This window comes from Amycolatopsis sp. N2S4-7, assembly GCF_058119595.1.
This window is the reverse complement of the sequence record NZ_CP172299.1, coordinates 6,928,941-6,946,578: the sequence shown is the minus strand read 5'-3', so window position 1 is coordinate 6,946,578 and position 17,638 is coordinate 6,928,941. Positions and strand designations below refer to the sequence as shown.

The following is a 17,638-nucleotide window of genomic DNA, read 5'->3' as shown; positions in this document are numbered from 1 at the left end:
CCGGCCGCGCCAACCGGCGTCAAAGCAATTAAGCCTCTTCTCGCACCAGCCGTTGCGCCGCGCGCCCGATGGCGGATTCGACCGCACCCACGCGGTCGGCCAGCAGGCCCACCGCGCCGACCGCGCGGCTCATCGGGTCCTCGTCGTCGCCGCCCAGCGCCTGCGCCCGCAGGTACGCGGCCTTGACGTCGGCCCAGCGCCGCGCCTGCTCCTCGGAGAGCCGTCCCCGCAACTCCGCCAGCTTGAGCAGGTTCGCCTCGGCGCCCGAGGTCAGCGTCTGCGCCTCGCCCGCGTAGTGGTTGTCGATCAGGGCCTCGAGTTCCGCGTCGTTCATCGCGGGCACGATCCGCTCGGCCAGCTTGTTCATGTTCCGGTACGAACCCTGCAGCTGGAACGGCGGTTCGGTGCGGGAAGCGTCCGCCTGCGCCGCCGAAGCGATGTACGCCTGGTTGTTCGCCAGCACGGTGCGCTGCACCCGCAGGAGTTTCCGGAGCACCGCGAGGATCTGCTCCAGCTCCGTCGCCGAATACGCCTGCGAAAGCTGGTCGGCGCGCACGGATCCGTCACCGCGCGCCATCCGGACCAGGACGTCCACATCGGACCGTTCCCGCGAGACGAGCGGCGCCAGCACGGAGTTCGACGTCAGCGAGTTCTCGACGTAGCTCAGCGCGAAGAGCTCTTCCTTGCCGGACAGCACGTCGCCGAGGTTCCACACGTCCGCGCGGTTGGCGAGCATGTCGGGGATGCGGAACCGCTTGCCCTGCTCGGTGTACGGGTTGCCGGCCATGCACACCGCGAACCGCTTGCCGCGCAGGTCGTAGGTCCGCGTGCGGCCCTCCCACACGCCTTCCATCCGCCGCTGCGCGTCGCACAGGGAGATGAACTTCTGCAGCAGCTCCGGCGACGTGTGCTGGATGTCGTCGAGGTACAGCAGCACGTTGTTGCCCTGCTCCAGCGCGAACGAGATCTTCTCGACCTCCTGCCGCGCGGTCGCGTTGGGCGCGTCGGCCGGGTCGACCGAGGTGACCTCGTGGCCGAGCGCCGGCCCGTTGACCTTCACGAACACCAGGCCGAGTCGGCTGGCGACGTACTCCATGAGGGTCGTCTTGCCGTACCCCGGCGGCGAAATGAGCAGGAGCAGGCCGGATTGGTCGGTGCGCTTCGCGTCGCCGGTCGCGCCGAGCTGCTTGGCCAGGTTGTCGCCGATCAGCGGCAGGTAGACCTCGTCCAGCAGCCGGTTCCGCACGAAGGCGCTCATCACCTTCGGCTTGTACTCCTCCAGCCGCAGCCGGTCGCGTTCGGCCGCCACGAGCTCGTTGCGCAGCCGCTGGTACGCGCGGAACCCCGGCACGCGGTCACGCCGGAAGCGGTGCGTCCTGGCGAGCACCTCGTCGAGCCGCAGCGTCACCGAGCGCCCGGTGAGCTGCGGGTGCGAGCCGAGCAGACCGTCCACAGTGGCCGTCAGCGTCGCCGACGAGTCGTACCGCGGGAGGTCGCACAGCTCGATCGCGACGGCTTCCGGCAGCTCGTCGGCCGGCAGCCCGACGGAGTCCGCAAAGGATCGCAGCCAGGCGTCGGCCAGCTGGTACCGGTCGGCGAGGTTGTCGAGGGACCGCAGGTCTTCGGCGAAGCTGCGCCGGTCGAGCCGGAACTTGTCCAGCACCGCCCGCGCGCCGCCGCTGGTGACGAACCCGGGCTGGGCGACGGCGAGCTCCTCGACCAGGTATTCGCCGGCGAACTCGGTCTCGAGCGCCAGCCCGGCGCCGTCGAGGAACGCCGTCATCGCGTCCGTGAGCTCCCGCGCCAGGTTGTCGATCGCCTTCGTGGGGCCGAACGCCTCCCGCACCCGCGCGAGCGACGCGGCCCGCGTCGTCCACGCGGCCTTGGCCCGTTCCTCGGCACCGAACGCCCAGAACAGCTGGGCCGCCGCGCGGGCCGCGGGCGGGTAGCGCAGCAGGCCGGCGGCGGACCGCAGGCGCAGCAGGGCCGCCAGGATCGCGGCGGCGTCGTGGTCGTGGACCCCGCGCGCGTAACCCTCGTCGTACCGCTCCCCGGCGACGCCGCGCACGACGTCGAGCAGGTCGGCTTCCCGCAGCTCGGCCGCCGGCCGCTCGGCGAGGATCGACGTCGCGAGGTACTCGGCCCGGTACACCTCCGGCGACTCCGAAACCAGCAGCTGGTCCCAGTACGGCCGCGTCGCTTCGAACGCCCCGTCGCGCACCGGCGCCCGGTAGTCGGTGCCGGTGATCGCGAACTTCATCGAGCCGTCGTGCGGCACCAGCGTCAGGTCGATGTCCTGCGTGTTGACGGCGAAGGTGTTGCGGCCGAGGCGGATCGTCTCGCCGCCCTCGCCGTAGAGGTCCAGCCGGTCGCGCAGGGCCCGGCCGGCCTCCTGGCGAGCGGCCTTCACGCGGCCTTCGAGCTCCTCGGCGCGCACCTGGTCACCGAGCGCACGCAGGTCCTCGACGACGCTGCGCAGCTTCGAGACCATCGGATCGGCCGCGAAGTAGGTGTTGATCTCGTCGACCGAGCCGAGCGAACCGACCCGGCGGGTCACGCTGCCGAGGATCCGCTCGGCCGAATCGACGAGCCGGTCCGCCCGCCGCGCCCGCTCGTCGAGCAGCGCCTGCTTGCGCGAGGAGAACGCCTCGTAGACGTCGGTGCGCTTCTCGCCGAGCGAAGCCAGGAAGTCGTCGAACTCCCCGAACCGCGATTCGAGGTTCTCCAGCTGCAGCAGCAGCCTGCCCAGCTGCTCGTCGCAGCGCTCGGGGGTGTCCGCGACGGCGAGCCCGCCCGTGATGGCCTGCGCGAGCAGCGCGAACTCGGCGGCGAACTCCGCGCGGCCCTCGGTCTCCAGCAGTTCCTTGCGCCGCGCGTCGAGGGTGGCCCGGGCGCGGTTGACGGCGCCGATCACCTCGCCGACGCGCTCGAGGATCTTCGTGCGGACGACGGCGTCGGCGATGTCGAGCCCGCCCACGACGTCGGTGAGGACCTCGAGACCGGCGGACTGCTCGTCGAGCCGCTCGGCGACCGGACCGGACTCGGCGACCGTCGTGATCGCGCCCGCCGCGGCGATCAGCGCATCCACTTCGGCGTGGTAGCCGGTGAACGCCTCCTCGCCCTGCAGGAACCGCACGGCCCGGTGCGCGGCCTCGGAAAACTCCGTGTCGAGCTCGCCGATCAGCGTGTCGACCCGCGCGGTGTCGGCGTAGCGCAGCTCCCGCACGGTGACCAGGCGCCCGCGTGCCCGGTGCATTTCGGCGAGGCGGCGCACCCACGCGTCCGCGGTGTTCAGCGCCTCGCCGCGGACCCGCCGCACGAGGGACGCCGTGTCGGCCGCCGCCGTGTCGACGGCCTCGGTGGCCTGGGCGGTGAGCGAGGTGACCGTCTCGAACTCGTCCAGCACCTGCTCGGCGGTGACCCGGACGTCGGACAGCGGCGAGCGCAGGTCGCCCAGCTCGGTCTCGCCGAGCCAGTGGTAGTGGTCGAAGACGCGCGCGCAGGCGGCGATCAGGGCGTCGAACACCGCCGCCGACGGCGCCATGTCCGCGATCATCCTGGTGATCGAGAGGCAGTCGGAGATCCCGCGGACGAGGTCGGCGTTCCCGACGCGCTCCAGCGGCCCGGTCCCGGCCGGCTGCGACGCGGCGTAGGTGTCCGACTGGAACGGCGTGCGCCACACCTGCATCGGGTGCACCCGGCTCGGTTCGTCGGACAGCGCGCGGAACAGGATCATCGTGCCGTCGTCGAACAGCGAGTACCCGTGGCACGGGATCGGGTTGGCGACCTCCTTGCGGATCACGTTGTACGGCAGGAGGAGCGAGCGTCCCTCGGCCCGCGCGTGGAAGACGTACAGCACGTCCTCGCCGTTGGGCGAGCGGATCACGCGTTCGAACTCGAGACCGTCCACTGTGGTGTCGAACGTCTTGCTCACGCCGGTGTCGAGGTAGTAGCCGCCGGGGAAGATGATGCCGTGGTCCTCGGGGAGCCGCTGGCACGCCTGCCCGATGCCGTCGAGCCGCACGACGTCCTGGGTGCGGGTGTTGAACACCAGGTAGCGGTATTCGGTTTCCTTGTACGGCAGCATGCGCAGCAGGATCAGCGGGCCGATCCGCGCGTACGACACCTCGGCGTCGGCGAGGCTCTGCAACGGCTCGTCGACCGGCTCGGCGTAGACGCCGGCGCCGGTCTCGGTGTTGTTCTCGACCTTGATCGTCAGGTTGCCGCCGACGGTCTCGACGAAGACCTCGTCCTCGATCGAGATGTGCGGGTGCCGGCCGAGGACGTGGTCCTCGCGCGTGGTTTCGACCCACTCGAAGTCGTGCGACGGCGGGAAGACGTGGTCGCGCTCACCGCGGTTGTCCAGGTAGGACACCGTGCCGTCGGCGGCGATCCCCCACCGCAGCACCCGGATGTCCTCGGTGCGCGGGCCGATCTGGAACACCGCGAGCAGCTTCCCGTCCAGCCGGCGCAGCTGCAGCAGCTTCGCCTGGCGGTAGTACCGGTACAGCTCGCCGAAGTCCCGCCCGAACTGCTCGTCACGCAGCAGTTCGGGCAGGTCCTCTGCGCTCACGTCGTCGAACCGGAACGCGCTTTCGTCGTGGCTGAAGCGCTGCAGCGAGAAGACGTCGTCGACCGCCGTCTCGGGCTTGAGCCCGATGAAGACGTTGTAGCCGAACAACATCCGGCCGCCGACTGCGACGATGTCCCGGGGCACGCAGTTGTTCGCGGTGCGGATGCGTTCCGTGCCGACCAGCGCGAGCTGGGCGCTGCCGAAGACCTCCAGCCGGCGCGCGTTGAGCTCGTCCGCGCGTTTCGCCAGCTCGGCCGCCTGGGCGGCCAGCCGGACGCGGAGCACGTCATAGGTGCCCGCGTCCAGCTGCGTTTCGGCCGCCGTCACTGCTTCGCGGCGACGACGGTGGCGACCGACGTCTCGGCGAGGCCGAGCCGCTGCGCCGTGGTCATCAGCTCACGGAGCTTGTCGCTGTCCGGGCCGCCCGCCTTCAGCTGCTGCGCCAGGAAGGCCGACAGCGTCAGGTTCTTCACGTCCTCGGTGCTGACCGCGCCGATCAGCTTGGCGAGGTCGTCGGTGAAGCTGGCCGAGCCGTCGAGGTAGGGCCGCGCGAGCGACTGGACGACGTCGGAGTGCTGCACGAAACCGTCGACGCTCTTGCCGAGGCCGATCGAGCCGACGATCCGGTCGAAGAACATGGTCTCGCCGCCGACGATGTCGATGTCGGCCTTCTCCAGCCCGACGCTGAGCACGGTCGCCTGCGCTTCGGCGACGTCACGCTGCACGTCGAGCGCGGCCAGGCGAATCTCCTTCTCCGCCTCCAGCCGCAGCCGGTACTCCTCGTGCTCGCGGCTCGCGCTGTCGAGCGCGGCCATCGCGGCGGCCTTCTCGGTGAGGCCCTCGGCCTCGCCCTTCAGCTTGTCGCGCAGCGCCTCGGCGACCACGATCGCCTTCTCGCGTTCGACGATCGCCTCGGCGCGGCCGACCTTCTCCAGCGCGTCGGCGTCGCGCTCCTTGACCAGGGCCGCGGCGAGGCCGGCGGCGGCCTCCTCGGCCTGGATGCCTTCCGCCAGCCGGATCTTGGCCCGCGTCTCCAGCTCCGCGGTCTGCTGGCGCGCCTCGGCGAGGGTCAGCTCCTCGCGGGCCTTGTGCTTGGCGGCCTGCTCCGAGGCCTCGGCGGCCTTGATGCCCTTGACCAGGTTCTCCTGCGCTTCGGCCTCGGCACGGATGACGATGGCCTCGCGCGTGCGCTGGGCCTCCTCGACCACGCGCAGCTTCTTGATGTTCTCTTCCTGCTCCGCGACGGTCTTCTCGACGGCGATCCGTTCGCGGATCACCTCGGCGATCGACCGCTTCTCGGTTTCGAGTTCCTTGTCCTTCGCGATCCGGGAAAGCTCGGTCTCGCGCTCGCGGCCGATCACTTCGAGCAGGCGGTCCTTTTCGATCCGCTCGGACTCGATGGCGATGACGCGTTCGCGGTTCTTGCCGGCGACCTCGATTTCGCGCTGCTGGTTCTGCTGCTGGATCCCGAGCTGTTCGTCGGTGCGCAGCTGCGCGGCCTGCGACTTGAGCCGCTCCTCGGCCTGCACCTTGAGGGTTTCCGCCTCTTCACGCGCCCGCATGGTCTCGATCTCGCGGCGCTGCTTGATCTCCGCGTCGGCCTGGCGCCGCTCCAGTTCGAGGATCGCCTCGCGGGCGTCCACGTTCTGGCGGGTGATCTCCTTTTCTTCGTGACGCCGGAATTCGTTGGTGCGCACGTGCTCGATCGCGGTCAGCTCGGTGATCTTGCGAATACCCTGCGCGTCCAGGATGTTCGCCGCGTCGAGCGACGTCATCGGCGTCTGCTCGAGGTAGTCGATCGCCGCGTCCTCGAGGCTGTACCCGTTCAGGTCGGTGCCGATGACGCGGATGATCTGGTCGCGGAACTCGTTGCGCTTGGTGTAGAGGTCGACGAAGTCGAGCTGCTTGCCGACGGTTTTGAGCGCCTCGGAGAACTTCGCGTTGAACAGCGCCTGCAGGGTCGCCTGGTCGCTCGCGCGTTCGGTGCCGATCGCCTGCGCGACCTTCACGACGTCCTCGGCCGTCTTGTTCACCCGCACGAAGAACGAGATCCGGATGTCGGCGCGGATGTTGTCCCGGCAGATCAGGCCTTCCTGGCCGGTGCGCTCGATGTCGATCGTCTTCACCGAGATGTCCATGACCTCGGACTTGTGCAGCACGGGCAGCACGACCGCGCCGGTGAAGGTGACGTCGACCTTGCGGACCTTGGAGATGATCAGCGCCTTGCCCTGCGGCACCTTGCGGAACAGCCGGCTCACGACGAACAACAGGACCAGAAGGATCAGGACCACGACGGCGATCAACACGCCGGCCCCCAGGCCGATGGCATCCATGTTCAGTCCTTTTCTGCTTCGAGTTCCACCGGGCTGACCCAGAAGAACTCACCCGCGGTGTCGTAGTCGTAGATGACCACGCGGCTGCCCGCTCCGAGGTTGCCTTCCCCCGCCAGCCGGACTTGCACGATGGCCGAGGACCCGTCGGCGGCGGTGACTTCGGCCTGCCCGAAGTCCTCCGTGACGGTCGACGTCCGGATGACGCAGACGCGGCCCACGAAGTCCTTCCGCGTCGGCTCGGCCGCCCCGGAGAAGACCCGCCGCAGCGGCACGACGATCACCCGGGTGACCAGCGCCCCGACCACGAGGGCGGCCACCAGGACGCCGACCCCGAGCCCGATCCGCAGGGGCGTGTCCACGGCCTCGATGAGGACCGTCCCGACGAGACTGAGGAACCAGCTGAACGCCACGAGCAGCGACAGCGAGACGGACAGCGGCACGCCGCCGAAGAACCCGACGTCAAACCCGGGCCCGTCCTCGATGTCGAGCACGCCGACCAGCGCGAGCACCCAGTACCCGATCACGACGACCAGCAGGAAGCTGAAGAGCACGGCGGGAAAAGCCAATGCCGCGGTGACGAACCCGCTCATCCGACGTCGGTTCCTTCCCCCAAGGAAGAGCTCCCGGCAGCCCAGGGCCCTGGCCAGCGACTATAACCGGCACACGGAGGCGGGGAAGAACGTTTCGGACACGAACCGGTCACGCGGACGAGCCGGTGGCCGCTCGCCCGGGAAAGGGCGAACTCAGCAGGGCCAGGTACCAGGTAACGACGACACGGCGTCAGGCGACCTAGGGGTCGTGGATCCCGCCGCCTCGACCTCACCGCGGCGATCCTCCCAGAACAGCGGGCGGAGCAACGATGTTTCGAAAGCGCGTTGACGACAGCCACACCGGGCCCCTCGCCGAATTCAACGCATTGCGCGCCGAGATCCTCCAGCTGACCGACCAGCAGTGGAAGACGACCACCGTTCTGATCACCACCACCGGCGCTGTTTTCGGGTTCGCCCTGTCCGGAAACGGACGGATGCCGTTGCTGTTGATCGTTCCCTTCATCGCCTACGTCCTCTGCGCGCGGTGGGTTCACAGTCACGACCTGGTCAACCGAGCTGCGCACTACATCAGGACCGAGCTTGACGCGAAGGTGCCCGGAGGGCTCGGGTACGAAGAATGGATCAAGAAGAGGCGCGGCGAGCTGAGGTTGAAGAACGTGCTGGCGATGACGTGGATCCAGCCGACAGTCACGGTGTACCCGGCGATGTCTTCTCTTTCCTTGGCCGCCGTCGCCGTCTGGTTTTTCACCACCAGGCCATCACTGGCCAATCTCATGGTCATCGTCGGCATGCTCGCGTGGGCCTTCGGCATCGCCCTCACGGCCTTGTCCTTGGCGTTGATGCTGTGGTCGAAGAAACGTGTCTCCAGAGGAGACTTCTCGTACTAGCCGGCAACAGACCGGCCCAGGCCGCCGCATCAAGCCGGCCGCGACTGGCCTGATCTCCGCCGGACCGGCCACCGGGCTTCCGGCCGACATGAAGAAACCCCCTGCCGAGGGGGGCTCTGACCGGAGCCGCCAAGGGGCTCGAACCCCTGACCTTCTGTTTGTGGTTGGGGTCGGTGTACGTCCCGATCAACCGGATTACCTCTACGTCCAAACCGGTTTCTTCTCGAACCTCGCGGACGGCGGTATCCGTGAAGTCCGGCGCCGGCCGACGAGTTGTCAGCGTGCCACCCCCGCTCGTGCTGGCCCTGCTCGCGCACAGGGAGCAGCAGGAGGCTGCACGGCAGATCGCCGCCGACCTGTGGCACGACGGGCAATGGGTCTTCGCGCAGCGCACCGGCAAGCCCACCGACCCGCGAGCGGACTACGACGAGTGGAAGGCCGTCCTCAAGGCCGCCGGTGTGCGGGAAGCGCGCCTGCACGACGCTCGCCACACCGCCGCGACGTTCCTGCTCGTGCTCGGGATCGGTGAGCGAGCCGTCATGGACGTGATGGGCTGGTCCAAGATCACGATGGCTCAGCGCTACCAGCACGTGCCCGACGAGGTCCGGAGCGGCATCGCCACCCAGCTCGGTGGGCTGCTCTGGCAGGCACCGGGAGACGACGACGGAGAGCCGCCGGCGTCCGCGCTCGTGCCCGCGTAGATCGCCAAATGAGACTGGAACTGAGACGGAACGACACAAGGAGTCTCCCGAAAACGGAGACTCCCTGGTCAGAGCTGAGCCGCCAAGGGGGCTCGAACCCCTGACCTTCTGTTTACAAGACAGATGCTCTACCAGCTGAGCTATAGCGGCCTGGCGCGCGCGGCGCCGGACACAGTGTATCGGCCTCGTCCAAGGGCACCGAGCAGAGGCGGTATCCCCTGGTCGGGGGCCGATGATCACAACGTGGTGGACGCCACTCCATGATCCGTGCAACGGTCGGCGGGTAGCCGTCGATGGTCCGGGAGGAACGAGCGAGGAGGTGGATGGATCATGAAGATCAACGAGCGCACCAACGGGGGCCGGGCGACCAGATGGCCGCTCCTGGAACCCCCCGCTCAGCGACCCCGGACCCACCGCCCCAACCTGCTCAAGAGAAGGCCGTGGCACGTCCTCGAGGCGCCCACCGGGGAACTGCCCGCCGTCGACGCCGAGGCGGCCATGGGGCCGCAGCTGCCCGACGAGGCCACCGTCAACTTCGTCCTCGACCTCTCCCTGCGCATCGGCGAGGTCCAGATGGCGAGCGGCGCGGGCGCGTCCGACGTCACCGCGACGATCATCGCCATCGCCGGCGCGCTCGGGCTGCCGCACTGCGAGGTCGACGTCATCTTCACGTCGATCACCGTCACCTGCCACCGCGGCACCGACCTCTCGCCGGTGACCGCGCTGCGCGTCGTCCGGAGCCGGAGCCTCGACTACACCCGGCTGACCGAGACCGAGAAGCTCGTCCGCAAGATCGTCCGCGGGCACATGGGGGCCGAGCAGGCGCAGACCGAATTGGAGCGGATCACGTCGGCGCCGCACCCGTACCCGCGGTGGGTCGCGACGCTGTCCTGGGGCGGTGTCGCCGCGTTCATCACCATCCTGCTCGGCGGCGGGGTCGACATCGCGCTCGTCGCGTTCGTCATCAGCGGCGTCATCGACCGGATCGGCCGGATCGTGAACCGCTACGGGCTCCCCTTCTTCTTCCAGCAGGTGGTCGGCGGCCTGGTCGCGACGCTGTCGGCGATGGCCATCCTGAGCAGCAACCTCCTGACGACGGACAAGCCGACGCTGGTCGTCGCGGCCGCCGTCACCGTGCTGCTGTCCGGGCTGTCCACCGTCTCGGCGGTGCAGGACGCCATCACCGGCTACAACGTCACCGCCGCCGGCCGCACCATGGAGACCGCGCTGATGTCGGCGGGGCTGATCGCCGGCGTGGTCCTGGCCCTGCGGATCGCCGTCATGCTCGGCCTGCCGCGCACCCCGCTGCCCGAGGTGACCGGGTCGACGCCCCAGCAGCTGCCGCTCGTCGTCCTCGGCGGGGCCGGCGCCTCCGCCTGCTTCGCGCTCGCCAGCTACTCCAAGATGCGCGCCATGCTGGTCGCGGCGGCTGCCGGGGCCATCGGCGCCGCCGTCTACGGCTCGCTCATGCTCGCCCGGCTGGACGGCGTCAGCTCGTCCGCGATCGCCGCGACGCTGGTCGGTTTCTGCGGTGGCGTGCTCGCCCGGCGACTCGGCGTTACTCCACTGGTGGTGGCCGTGTCCGGGATCACTCCACTGCTTCCGGGCCTGTCGACCTACCGTGGTCTGTACCAGATCGGGGTCGAGCCCAGCGGCGACATCTCGACGCTCATGACGGCCGTCGCAATCGGGCTTGCCCTGGCAGCGGGCGTGGTACTCGGGGAATGGCTCGCCCAGCCGGTCCGCACCGGCCTGGGCAGGCTCGAGCGGCGGTTCGCCGGACCACGCATGGCTGGTCCGCTCGAACCGACCGAACGAAGCTTGGAGTAACTCGGCGGTCACCGGCTGTTCATCGCTCACGCGATAGGGTTTCACTCTGGGGCCGCGACCCAGGACGCGAGGAGCAGCTGACGTGAGTGACAAGAAGGAGAACGGGAACCAGGCCGACTTCGTCGTGGTGGCGAACCGGCTACCGGTGGACCTCGAACGCACGGCGGACGGCGAGCGCCGCTGGACGGCCAGCCCGGGCGGGCTGGTGTCCGCGCTGGAGCCGTTCCTGCGCTCCCGGAAGGGCGCCTGGGTCGGCTGGCCGGGCGTTCCCGACGTCGACGTCGACGAGTTCGACGACGACGGTCTCGTGCTGCACCCGGTCTCGCTGAGCGCCGACGAGGTCCGCGACTACTACGAGGGCTTCTCCAACGCGACGCTCTGGCCGCTCTACCACGACGTCGTCGAGCGCCCGGTCTTCGACCGCGCGTGGTGGAACAGCTACGTCAAGGTGAACCGACGCTTCGCCCAGGCCAGCGCCGAGGTCGCCGCCCCGGGCGCGACCGTCTGGATCCAGGACTACCAGCTCCAGCTGGTGCCGGCGATGCTGCGCGAGCTGAGACCGGACCTCCGCATCGGCTTCTTCCTGCACATCCCCTTCCCGCCGGTCGAGCTGTTCATGCAGATGCCGTGGCGCGCCGCGCTCATCCGCGGCCTGACCGGCGCGGACCTCGTCGGCTTCCACCGCCCCGGCGGGGCGCAGAACTTCCTCTGGCTGTGCCGCCAGCTGATCGGCCTCGAGTCGACGCGCGGCGCGGTCGGCGTCCGGTCGCGGCCGGGCACCATGCAGGTCGGCGACCGGACCGTCCGGGTCGGCGCCTTCCCCATCTCCATCGACGCCGCCGGCCTCGACACGCTGGCCCGGACCAAGGGCGTCCAGGAGCGGGCCGCGCAGCTGCGGCGCGACCTCGGCAACCCCAAGACGGTCCTGCTGGGCGTCGACAGGCTCGACTACACCAAGGGCATCGACCTGCGGCTGCAGGCGCTGCACGAGCTGCTGCACGAGGGCAGGCTGCAGCCGGACGACGTCACGTTCGTCCAGCTCGCCACCCCCAGCCGCGAGCGCGTCGAGCACTACCAGCGGATGCGCGGCGAGATCGAGCAGATGGTGGGCCGGATCAACGGCGAGTTCTCCCGCGTCGGCCACCCGGTCGTGCACTACCTGCACCAGTCGGTCGACCGCACTGAGCTGGCCGCCTTCTTCACCGCCGCGGACGTCATGGTGGTGACGCCGCTGCGTGACGGGATGAACCTCGTCTGCAAGGAGTACGTCGCCGCCCGGCACGACCTGGGCGGTGCGCTGGTGCTCAGCGAGTTCGCCGGCGCGGCCGCCGAGCTCTCTAGCGCATTCCTCGTCAACCCCCACGACCTGGACGGGGTGAAGGATGCTCTAGTGGCTGCCATTACGCTCGACCCGGCTGAGGGCCGTCGCCGGATGCGCGCCATGCGTCGCCAGGTCCTCACTCATGACGTCGATCGATGGGCGCGCTCGTTCCTCCAAGCATTGGGTGCCGAAGCGGTCGACTGACATAGTCCCGACCCATGCACGAGCTCCTGAGGAGGAGTGTTGACTGCCGAGGCCCTGCCCGCCGAGCTACGGCGCGCGATCGTGCAGATCGCCCGTACTCCGCGTCTGCTGGTCGCCTGCGATTACGACGGCACGCTGGCACCCATCACGCTCAACCCGGACGAGGCACGCCCGCTGCCGGAGTCCGTCGGCGCCCTCAGATCGCTCGCCGGTCTCCACGAGACCACGACCGCGGTCATCTCCGGCCGCGCTCTGCGCGACCTGGCCACGCTTTCGCGGCTGCCGTCCGAGGTGAACCTCGTCGGCAGCCACGGCTCGGAGTTCGACATCGGCTTCATCCACGCCCTCGACGAGAAGGCGCGTGAGCTGCACCGGCGGCTGGAGGCCGAGCTCGAGCAGCTCGTCCTGGACGTCCCGGGCGTGTCGCTGGAGGTCAAGCCGGCCAGCATCGCGGTGCACGTGCGCCGCGCCGAGCACGAGGCCGGCCGCCGCGTGCTCGCGGCCGTCCACTCCGGACCGTCCAAGTGGGAGGGCGTGTCGACCACCGACGGCAAGGAGGTCGTCGAGCTCGCGGTCGTCCAGACGGACAAGGGACGCGCGCTCGACATCCTGCGCCACCAGGTCGGCGCCACGGCGGCCATCTTCCTCGGCGACGACGTCACCGACGAGAAGGCCTTCGCCCGCCTCTCCGGCCCGGACCTCGGCATCAAGGTCGGCGACGGGGAGACCCTGGCCGCCTTCCGCGTGCCGGACACCGTCGACGTCGCGCTCGTGCTGGCGTTCATGCTGGAAGAGCGCCGCAACTGGCTCTACGGCGAGTCGGCGCCGCCCATCGAACGGCTGTCGATGCTGGCCAACGAGCGGTCGGTCGCGCTGCTCACCCCGGACGCCAAGCTGACCTGGCTGTGCCACCCCGGCCCGGACGCGCCGGCGGTGTTCGCCGACCTGCTCGGCGGCGAGGGTGCCGGCCACTTCTCCATCAAGCCGCACCGCAACGGCCTCCCGCTGGGCCAGCGCTACCTGCCGAACACGATGACGGTCGAGACGCGCTGGTCGCGGCTGCTCGTCACCGACTACCTCGAGCCGGAGAGCGCGCCGCACCGCACGGACCTGGTCCGCGTGATCTCGGGCGAGGCGGCGGCGAGCGTCAAGTTCGCGCCGCGCCCGGAGTTCGGCGGCGTGCCGGTGAAGCTGGAGATCACCGAAGGCGGCGTGAAGGTGCTCGGCACGTCCGAGCCGTTCGTGCTGTACTCGCCCGGCGTCGAGTGGACCATCACCTCCGACGGCCTGCACGACACCGCCACCGCGCTCGTGCAGCCGACGCCGACCCAGCCGGTCGTGCTGGAGCTGCGCTGCGGCACCACGGACCTCGGCGCGCACGAACTGTCCGAAGTGGAACGCCGGGACCGCGCGGGCCGCTACTGGAGCGAGTGGACGTCGAAGCTGCAGCTGCCGAAGGTGCAGACCGACCTGGTGCTGCGCTCGGCGCTGACGCTGCGCGGCCTGGTCAACACCGACACCGGCGGGGTGCTCGCCGCGGCGACGTCGTCGCTGCCGGAGGAGATCGGCGGCGTCCGCAACTGGGACTACCGCTACTGCTGGATCCGCGACGCCGCGATGACCGTGCGGGAGCTCGTGCACCTGGGCTCGATCGAAGAGGCCGAGGGCTACCTCCGGTGGCTGCACGGCGTGCTCGCGACGCTGGCCGGCCCGGAGCGGCTGCACCCGCTGTACACGCTCGCGGGCAGCGTCATCGGCGCCGAAGCCGTCATCGAGTCGCTGCCCGGGTACGCGGGTTCGCGGCCGGTGCGCGTCGGCAACCTGGCGAACCACCAGGTGCAGCTGGACGTCTTCGGCCCGGTCGTCGAGCTCGTGCAGACCCTCGCCGCGGCGCGCGGCGAGCTGCGCGACGAGGACTGGCAGATGGTGCGCGCGATGGCGGAAGCCGTGACGCGGCGCTGGAACGAGCCGGACCACGGGATCTGGGAGGAGCGGCACGTGCCGCGCCACCGGGTCTACTCGCGGGTCATGTGCTGGGTGACGATCGACCGCGCGATCAAGCTGGGCGAGCAGTACGGCCGGGGCGTCCCCGGCGCGTGGCCGTCCCTGCGCGACGAGATCAAGCACGACGTCCTCACGCACGGCTGGAACGACGAGGTCCAGGCGTTCACCACGGCCTACGACGGCACGGACCTGGACGCGGCGTCGCTGTTCGTCGGGCTCACCGGGCTGATCGACCCGGCCGACGAACGCTTCCAGCAGACGGTGACCGCGATCGAGGCGGAGCTGCGCAGTGGGTCCACTGTGTACCGTTACCGCCGCGACGACGGCCTGCCGGGCGGCGAGGGCGGGTTCCACATCTGCGCGGCGTGGCTGATCGAGGCGTACCTGCTCACCGGGCGGCGCACCGAGGCGCAGGAGCTGTTCGACCAGATCGTCGCGGCGGCCGGCCCGACGGGCCTGCTGCCCGAGCAGTACGACCCGATCGCCGAGCGGTCCCTCGGCAACCACCCGCAGGCGTATTCCCACATCGGGCTCATCCGGTGCGCCAACTTGCTGGCGGCCAGTTAGCCCTTTCGGTCCGAACTGCCGTCAAGGCCACCTTGCGGGCGTCCGGCGCCCGTAAGCTGGTCTTGACGGCGTTCGGAGGTGGTGGGTGCAGGGGACGTTCGGGCAGGTCGAGTTCGTGCCGCTGCCGCCCCGGTTCGCCGACCGGGTGCGGTGGGGCTCGGTGGTCGTCGGCTCCTCGATGATCGCCGGGATGGTGCTGCTCTTCGGGCTCACGACGTTCCTGCAGGGCGTCGTCCACGGGCACGCCTTCCCGGACGCGCTCCTCGGCAAGGCCGCGGCGGCGCTGCCGCCGCTGGGCGTGCTGGCGATCGCGGTGCTCGTGCTGACGTGCCGCCGCTGCCTGCGCGGCAACTACCTCGTGGTGGCCAGCGCCCAGGCGACGCGCAACGCGCTGCTGTTCACGTACCTGCTGACGCTGGTGCTCATCCTCGGCTCCTTCGCGGTGCCGTTCGTGTTCCGGGTCTGGCGGGACACCCCGGAGCTGCAGGCTCCGGACCTGCTCACGACGTTCTCGACACTCGCCTTCGCCACGATGGGTTTCCTGGCGGGGATGTTCTACGTCCGGCCTTCCGTGCAGACGCTCCGGAAGTTCAGCGACCACCCGATCTGGTGAGCAGGGCCGCGTAACCCACTTTCGTCCACTGTGGACGTCTTGGTCTCCGCACGCCCTGGGGCACCCTCGTGGCCAGCGTGCAGAGATTTCTTTGCATAATTTCCTGTGCACGGCTACGGTGGAGCCATGACCAGCGCTCCACCACCGGAAGAGCTCGATCCCGACGCCCTCAAGGCCGTCACGCACCCGCTGCGCCGCCGGATCCTCGGCGTGTTGTCGGCGGGGCCGGCGACCGCCACGAAGCTCGCCCGAGCCCTGGGCGAGAACACCGGCGCGACCAGCTACCACCTGCGGGAACTGGCCCGGTTCGGGTTCGTCGAGGACGTCCCGGAGCTCGCGCGAGGCAAGGAACGGTGGTGGCGGACGCGGCCGCGGGACATCCGCTGGCCGCGCCGCAGTGAGCAGAGCGCCGAATCCCGGGTGCTGTTCGACGACATGCAGCGGCAGGGGTTCGAGGACGACCTCGAAAAGCTCAACCGGTTCGCGGAAAAGCGTGACGAGCTGCCCGGTGACTGGGCGGACTCACTGCTCTTCGCGCGGGGCGCCACGTGGCTCACCGAAGAGGAGCTGCAGCAGCTCTGGCACGACTACATGGAGCTGTTCCGCCGGTACTGGCGCACCGAGGAAGACCGGTCACCGGAAGCGCGGCGCGTGCTCGTGCGCTGGCTCGCGTTCCCGGATCCAGGGGAATGACAGGACAACAGGGGGATTTCAGATGCGAAGAGGGGCTCTACTGGCCGGGGTGATCCTGGCGGTCACGGCGCTCGCGCCACCGGCTTCGGCCGCCGACGTGACCAACGACGACGTCACGTTCCAGAACGGCGGGGTGACCTTGCACGGCACCGTCGTCGCCCCGCCCGGCGGAACGAAGCTGCCGGGCCTGGTGATGGTCCACGGCTCGGGGGAACACAGCCGGGATGACTACCGCGTCGAGGCGGAAGCCTTTGCGCGGCAAGGGATCGCGACGCTCATCTACGACAAGCGCACGGAAGGCTATTCCCAGTTCGAGCGGTCCTACTCGACGCTCGCGGACGACGCGATCGCCGCGGTCGAGGCGCTGCGGAAGCGGCCGGGGGTGGATCCGGCACGGGTGGGTGTCTGGGGGTTGAGTGAAGGCGGCTGGGTGGCGCCGCTCGCCGCATCGCGGTCGTCGGACATCGCGTTCGTCGTGACGCTGGGCGCGAACGGCGTCGAGCCGTCGCGGCAACAGGCGTGGGCGATCGAGAACCAGCTGCGGCGGCTGGACATGGACGGCTCGATCGTGCGGATGGCGTCGTCGACGATGATGCGTCAGCTCGTCGGCGGCGGGGTGTTCCCGGAGGCGCACTACGACCCCGTGCCGGTGCTGAAGAGCCTGCGTCAGCCGGTGCTCGGGTTGTGGGGCGCGAAGGACGTCCTGACACCGCCGGGTGAGGCGGTCCGGATCTTCCAGGCGTCGCTGGCCCGGTACACGCTGCGCGTGTTCCCGGACGCGCAGCACCAGCTGCGCCGCACGACCGACGGCTTCGACAAGCTGCCCGGCTACGCGCCGGGCTACCTGGAGCTGGTGGGCACGTGGGTGCACGACCTGCCCGCCGGGTCCAGCGCCGACGCGCCGCCGTCGCAGGACCGGCCGAGCGTGGGGGTCACGCCGCTGAACTGGTACGAGTCGACCTGGCTCCAGCTCGCCCTGCTGGTCGTGCTGCTGGTGGCGTTCGGCTCGTACCCGGTGCTCCGGCGCCGGGGTGGCGGGACGCGGTCCGCCCGCTGGCTGACGGCGACGGGGCTGACGGCCGTGCTCGGCTTCCTGGCCGTCGACGTGCTGATCCAGGTCACCATGGGCCGGAGCCTGGGCCCGGTGGTCCTCGGCCGTCCGCTGCCGTGGCTGGTGCTGCAGCTGGTGTCGGTGGGTGCGGTGGCCGCGACGATCGGCACGGCGGTGGCGTGGTGGCGGAACCGGACACCCCGGCTCGGCGTCCTGCTCGCCGGCGGCGTCCTGTTCGTCCCTTGGGCGGTCTACTGGGGGCTGTTGACCACCTGAAGGTAGGTTCGCCCGTGAACGCGCGGCACGCCTG

At 70.1% G+C, this 17,638-nt stretch carries 11 protein-coding genes and 1 tRNA gene; 8 read left to right on the top strand and 4 right to left on the bottom strand.

The features are described from left to right. Nucleotides 1-28 precede the first annotated feature (28 nt). The 3 genes from ACH54P_RS32935 to ACH54P_RS32925 are packed head-to-tail and all read right to left on the bottom strand — an operon-like array spanning nucleotide 29 to nucleotide 7,496. The gene (locus ACH54P_RS32935) at nucleotides 29-4,900 is read right to left on the bottom strand and encodes a DNA repair ATPase (RefSeq protein ID WP_489907200.1); all 4,872 of its coding nucleotides are present in this window, start codon (nucleotides 4,898-4,900) and stop codon (nucleotides 29-31) included. After that, the gene (locus ACH54P_RS32930) at nucleotides 4,897-6,906 is read right to left on the bottom strand and encodes a flotillin family protein (protein ID WP_489907199.1); all 2,010 of its coding nucleotides are present in this window, start codon (nucleotides 6,904-6,906) and stop codon (nucleotides 4,897-4,899) included. The genes ACH54P_RS32935 and ACH54P_RS32930 overlap by 4 nt, the downstream gene beginning before the upstream one ends. Before the next feature lie 2 nt (nucleotides 6,907-6,908). Next, nucleotides 6,909-7,496, bottom strand: a complete 588-nt coding sequence (locus tag ACH54P_RS32925; RefSeq protein ID WP_489907198.1) for a hypothetical protein — start codon at nucleotides 7,494-7,496, stop codon at nucleotides 6,909-6,911. 269 nt (nucleotides 7,497-7,765) lie between these two features. On the opposite strand from ACH54P_RS32925, the gene ACH54P_RS32920 reads away from it, so the two are divergent. Beyond that, nucleotides 7,766-8,344, top strand: a complete 579-nt coding sequence (locus ACH54P_RS32920; protein WP_489907197.1) for a hypothetical protein — start codon at nucleotides 7,766-7,768, stop codon at nucleotides 8,342-8,344. Nucleotides 8,345-8,625: 281 nt separating this feature from the next. After that, a complete protein-coding gene (locus tag ACH54P_RS32915; RefSeq protein WP_489907196.1) occupies nucleotides 8,626-9,045 on the top strand; it encodes a tyrosine-type recombinase/integrase in 420 nt (139 codons plus the stop codon). Between the two features lie 77 nt (nucleotides 9,046-9,122). Here the strand turns inward: ACH54P_RS32915 and ACH54P_RS32910 are convergent. Beyond that, nucleotides 9,123-9,195 (bottom strand) — tRNA-Thr (locus ACH54P_RS32910). A 180-nt stretch (nucleotides 9,196-9,375) separates the two neighbouring features. Here ACH54P_RS32910 and ACH54P_RS32905 point away from each other — a divergent pair. From ACH54P_RS32905 to ACH54P_RS32880, 6 genes are all read left to right on the top strand, one after another. Continuing rightward, a complete protein-coding gene (locus ACH54P_RS32905; protein ID WP_489907195.1) occupies nucleotides 9,376-10,875 on the top strand; it encodes a threonine/serine exporter family protein in 1,500 nt (499 codons plus the stop codon). 82 nt (nucleotides 10,876-10,957) lie between these two features. Then, the gene (locus ACH54P_RS32900) at nucleotides 10,958-12,400 is read left to right on the top strand and encodes an alpha,alpha-trehalose-phosphate synthase (UDP-forming) (protein WP_489907194.1); all 1,443 of its coding nucleotides are present in this window, start codon (nucleotides 10,958-10,960) and stop codon (nucleotides 12,398-12,400) included. Between the two features lie 39 nt (nucleotides 12,401-12,439). Beyond that, on the top strand, nucleotides 12,440-14,971 hold the full coding sequence (gene otsB / locus ACH54P_RS32895; protein WP_489907193.1) for a trehalose-phosphatase: 2,532 nt from the start codon (nucleotides 12,440-12,442) through the stop codon (nucleotides 14,969-14,971). An 85-nt stretch (nucleotides 14,972-15,056) separates the two neighbouring features. Beyond that, a complete protein-coding gene (locus ACH54P_RS32890; protein ID WP_489907192.1) occupies nucleotides 15,057-15,584 on the top strand; it encodes a hypothetical protein in 528 nt (175 codons plus the stop codon). A gap of 126 nt (nucleotides 15,585-15,710) precedes the next feature. Further along, nucleotides 15,711-16,277 carry an ArsR/SmtB family transcription factor gene (locus ACH54P_RS32885; protein WP_489907191.1) on the top strand — a complete coding sequence of 189 codons (567 nt, stop codon included), beginning with the start codon at nucleotides 15,711-15,713 and terminating at the stop codon, nucleotides 16,275-16,277. Nucleotides 16,278-16,326: 49 nt separating this feature from the next. Further along, nucleotides 16,327-17,604, top strand: coding sequence for an alpha/beta hydrolase family protein (locus ACH54P_RS32880; protein WP_489916766.1), 1,278 nt, complete (start codon nucleotides 16,327-16,329; stop codon nucleotides 17,602-17,604). Nucleotides 17,605-17,638 lie beyond the last annotated feature (34 nt).

Bases quoted from the DNA above. Each gene is read 5' to 3' on its own strand.
- ACH54P_RS32930 (WP_489907199.1), bottom strand. From the start codon at position 6,906: ATGGATGCCATCGGCCTGGGGGCCGGCGTGTTGATCGCCGTCGTGGTC.
- ACH54P_RS32925 (WP_489907198.1), bottom strand. From the start codon at position 7,496: ATGAGCGGGTTCGTCACCGCGGCATTGGCTTTTCCCGCCGTGCTCTTC.
- ACH54P_RS32920 (WP_489907197.1), top strand. From the start codon at position 7,766: ATGTTTCGAAAGCGCGTTGACGACAGCCACACCGGGCCCCTCGCCGAA.
- ACH54P_RS32905 (WP_489907195.1), top strand. From the start codon at position 9,376: ATGAAGATCAACGAGCGCACCAACGGGGGCCGGGCGACCAGATGGCCG.
- ACH54P_RS32885 (WP_489907191.1), top strand. From the start codon at position 15,711: ATGACCAGCGCTCCACCACCGGAAGAGCTCGATCCCGACGCCCTCAAG.